Annotated in this window: 1 protein-coding gene; it reads left to right on the top strand. The window is 74.4% G+C overall.

Features of this window, described 5'->3' with window-relative positions; all coding sequences use genetic code 11:
- On the top strand, positions 1–4,595 hold a 4,595-nt coding region (locus tag F3T56_RS45430; RefSeq protein ID WP_149831312.1), incomplete at both ends, for a type I polyketide synthase.

Raw genomic sequence — 4,595 nt, 5'->3', positions numbered from 1 at the left:
CTTCGGTATCAGCGGCACCAACGCGCACCTCATCCTCGAACAGGCCCCCATCGAGGAGGAGCCGGACGACGAGGCCGGGACGCCGCACCCCCCGGTGCTGCCCTTCGCCGTCTCCGCGAAGTCGCGCCAGGCTCTCGCCGCCCAGGTCGAGGTCCTGCACGCCCACCTCGTCGAGCACCCCGAGGCGCGGCTGCTGGACGTCGCCCACTCCCTCGCGACCACCCGCACCGCACACCCCCACCGGGCCACCCTCACCGCGGCCGACCGCGACGACCTCCTCCGCCAGTTGGAGAACCCGGCCCCCGCCACGGCCCACGCCTCCGGGGACGGGGCCGGAGGCAGGACCGCGTTCCTGTTCACCGGCCAGGGCGCCCAGCGCGCCGGCATGGGGCGTGAGCTCTACGAGAGCCTCCCGGTCTTCGCCGCCGCCTTCGACGAGGTGTGCGAGGAGTTCGCCGGGCGGCTTGGCCGTCCGCTCAAGGAGGTGGTGTTCGGCGGTTCCGACGAGCTCGACAGGACGGAGTACACCCAGCCCGCCCTCTTCGCCACGGAGGTGGCCCTCGCCCGGCAGTTCCTGCACTGGGGGGTGCGCCCGGACTTCGTCGCGGGCCACTCCGTCGGAGAGATCGCCGCGGCGCACATCGCCGGGGTGTTCTCCCTGAGCGACGCCGTGACCCTGGTCGCCGCACGCGCCCGGCTGATGCAGGCCCTCCGCTCCGACGGCGCCATGGTCGCGCTCCAGGCCACCGAGGCCGAGGTGCTTCCGCACCTGGAGGGCCACGAGGCGGCGGTGGGTATCGCGGCGGTCAACGGCCCCCGCTCCGTGGTGATTTCGGGCGACGAGGAGGAGGTCACCCGCATCGCGGCGGCCTTCACCGCGCAGGACCGCAAGGCCAAGCGCCTCCCCGTGAGCCACGCGTTCCACTCGCCCCACATGGACGGCATGCTGGAGCAGTTCCGCGCGGAGATCGCGGACCTGCGTTTCGAGCACCCGTCCTGCCCCGTCGTCTCCAACGTCACGGGCCGGCCCGCGGACCGCGGCCTGGTGTGTACCCCGGACTACTGGGTGCGGCACGTGCGGGAGGCGGTGCGCTTCGCCGATGGCGTGACCGCGCTGCGCGAACAGGGCGCCCGGATCTTCCTGGAGCTGGGCCCGGACGGGCCGCTCACCGCGATGGTCGCCGACATCCTGGACGACGACGAGGTCACCGCAGTCGCGACGATGCGACGGGATCGGGACGAGGCGGGCACCGTCGCCGCCGCGCTCGGCCGGGTGCACGACGCGCACGGCACCGTCGACTGGGAGCGCTTCTTCGCGGGCACCGGGGCACGCTCCGTTCCCCTGCCCACGTACGCGTTCCAGCGCAGGCGGTACTGGCTGGACGCCGCCGAGCCCCTGGACGTGGCGGATCTCGGTCTCACGACCACGGGGCATCCCCTCCTCGGGGCCTCCGTCACGGTCGCGGGCGGAGAGGAACTGCTGTTCACCGGCCGCCTCTCCCTGCGCGGGCAGCCCTGGCTGGACCAGCACAGGGTGCTGGGTTCCGCCATGGTGCCGGCGGCCGCGCTGGCGGAGGTCGTCATCAGGGCGGGTGAGGAGGCGGGCTTACCGGTCCTGGACGAACTGGTGCTGGGCGTCCCGCTGGTAATCGGCGACCAGGCCGCCGTCGACGTGCAGATCGTCGTCGGACCGGCCGAGGACGGGCACAGGCCGGTGCGGGTATGCGGCCGTACCGGACCAGACGCCGACTGGACCGTGCACGCGACCGGCGCCCTGCGCGCGGAGGACGCGGAGCAGGAGACCCGGCACGCCGCCGACGCCGCCTTCCCGTGGCCGCCGCCCGGTGAACCCGTCCCGCTCGACGGCTTCTACGAGCAGCTGTCCGACCGCGGCTACGGCTACGGCCCGGCGTTCCGCGGCCTGGCATCGGTGCGGCGGCATGGCGACGAACTGTTCGCCGAGGCACGCCTTCCCGAGACGGACGAGACCGCCGGCTTCGGCATCCACCCCGCTCTGCTGGACGCCGCCCTGCACGCGCTCCTCCTCGACGCGGGCGACCGGCTCGTGGTGCCGTTCGAGTGGAGCGGCGTGCGGCTGCACGCCACGGGCGCCCGTGCCGTCAGGGCGCGGCTGCGTACCACCGGCGACGACACTGTCTCCGTGACCCTGGCCGACGAGAGCGGCCGCCCGGTGCTGACCGTGGACTCCCTCTCCGTACACGAGGTCTCCGCCGACCGGATCGCGCCCGGCACGGACCGCCCCGTCGTGCTCGCCGTGCGCTGGAGGCCCATCGAACCGGCCGGGGGCCGGGACGTCACCGTGGCCGTGCTCGGCACAGGCCGACCCGCGCTGGACGCCCCCCGGCTGACCGGCGTCGCCGCCGCGTGCGAGGGCGAGGAGCTGTTCGACGCGCTGGTGCTGCCCGTGGAGCCCGAGGCCGGGCAGGACCCGGCCGCCGCGGCCCGTGCCTGCACCGGCCAGGTGCTGGAGGTGCTGCGGGAGTGGACGGCCGCGGAGGACGCCCCGGAGAAGCCCCTCGTGGTCGTCACCCGCGGGGCCTTCGGCGACGACGTACGGCCCGAGGCCGCGGCGGTGTGGGGGCTGGTGCGCTCCGCGCAGTCGGAGCACCCCGGCAGGGTCGTGCTCCTGGACTTGGACGACGATCCGGACTCGGCCGCGCTGCTGCCGGCCGCGATCGCCTCCGGCGAGCCCCAGGTGGCGCTCCACGGTGGCACGGCACTGGTGCCGCGTCTCGCCCGTGAACCCGAGAGTCCGGAACGTGACGGGCCGCGGCTGTCCGGGACCGTCCTCATCAGCGGCGGAACCGGGACGCTGGGCAGCCTCGTGGCCCGCCACCTGGTCACCCAGCACGGGGTGCCCCACGTGCTGCTGGCCGGCCGCCGCGGACCCGACGCCCCGGGCGCCGCGGAGCTCCGCGATGAACTGGCCGCGCTGGGCGCCCGGGTCACGGTCGAGGCGTGCGACTTCTCCGACGCCGACGCGGTGGCCCGGCTCCTGGACGCCGTCCCGGACGAGCACCCGCTGAGCGCGGTCGTCCACGCGGCGGGAGTCGTGGACGACGGCGTCATCGGCGATCTGACGCCGGAACGGCTCGACACCGTGCTCAAGGCGAAGGCCGACGCCGCCTGGAACCTGCACGAGGCCACCCTCGGCCACGACCTCGGCGCCTTCGTGCTGTTCTCCTCCGTCGCCGGCGTCCTGGGCACCTCCGGTCAGGCCAACTACGCCGCCGCCAACTCCTTCCTGGACGGCCTGGCCCAGCACCGCGCCGCCCAGGGGCTCCCCGCGACGTCCCTCGCCTGGGGCCTGTGGGAGCAAGAGAGCACCATGACGGCCGGGCTGACCACGTCCGACCGGGCCCGGCTGGCCAGGTCCGGGCTGCGGACCATCCCGGAGGAGCTGGGGCTGGCGCTGCTCGACGCCGCCCTCGCCCAGGACGAGCCGGCGCTGGTCACCACCGCGCTGGACCTCGGAGCCCTGCGCGCCTCGGGCCAGGTGCCGCCGCTATTCCGCGAGTTGGTCCGGGCCACCCCGGCCCGCAGGACCGCCGCCACGGCCGGGACGGACAGCGGAACGTACGAGAGCCGCCTCGCCGCCCGCTCCGAGGCCGAGCGCCGCAGCCACGTCCTGGCGTCGGTCGGACGGGAGACGGCCACGGTCCTCGGCCGGGCGCCGGGCGAGGCGGTCGACGCAGAAGCGCCCTTCCGGGAGCTGGGCTTCGACTCCCTCATGGGCGTCGAGCTGCGCAACCGCCTCGGCACCCTCATCGGCAGGAAGCTGCCCGCCACCCTCGTCTTCGACCATCCGACGCCCGCCGCCGTCGCCGACTTCCTCCTGTCCGAGTTGACGGGCGGCGCCCCCGCCCAGGACGCCGCGGTGGCCGCCGCCGAGGACGAGCCGATCGCCGTCGTCGCCATGGCCTGCCGCTACCCCGGCGGCATCTCCTCACCCGAGGACCTGTGGGACGTCGTACGCCGGGGAGCGGACGGCATCACCGAGTTCCCGGACGACCGCGACTGGAACACTGCCGAGCTGTACGACCCGGACCCGGAGAGCACCGGCCATACCTACACCCGTGAGGGCGGATTCCTCAGCGGCGCCGGGGAGTTCGACGCGGAGTTCTTCGGGATCGCGCCGCGTGAGGCGTTGGCGATGGATCCGCAGCAGCGGCTGCTGCTGGAGACGTCGTGGGAGCTGTTCGAACGGGCCGGGATCGACCCGGCCGACCTCAAAGGTACCCCCACCGGAGTCTTCGCCGGGCTGATGTACCACGACTACGCGACGCTCGCCGGGACCTCGCCCAGTGACCTTGAGGGTTACCTCGCCAACGGCAGCGCCGGGAGTGTGGCGTCGGGCCGGATCTCGTACGTGTACGGGTTCGAGGGGCCGGCGGTGACGGTGGACACGGCGTGCTCGTCGTCGCTGGTCTCGCTCCATCTGGCCTGCCAGTCCCTGCGCCAGGGCGAGTCCACCCTCGCCGTCGCCGGCGGAGCCACGGTCATGTCCACTCCGGGGACGTTCGTGGAGTTCTCGCGGCAGCGGGGGCTCGCGCCGGACGGGCGCTGCAAGTCCT

Origin of the sequence: Streptomyces tailanensis (assembly GCF_008386495.1) — a bacterium.
In the GTDB taxonomy this organism is placed as follows: Bacteria; Actinomycetota; Actinomycetes; order Streptomycetales; family Streptomycetaceae; genus Streptomyces; species Streptomyces tailanensis.
Note: the sequence above shows the minus strand (reverse complement) of the source record. Positions and strands in the feature narration are given on the sequence as shown.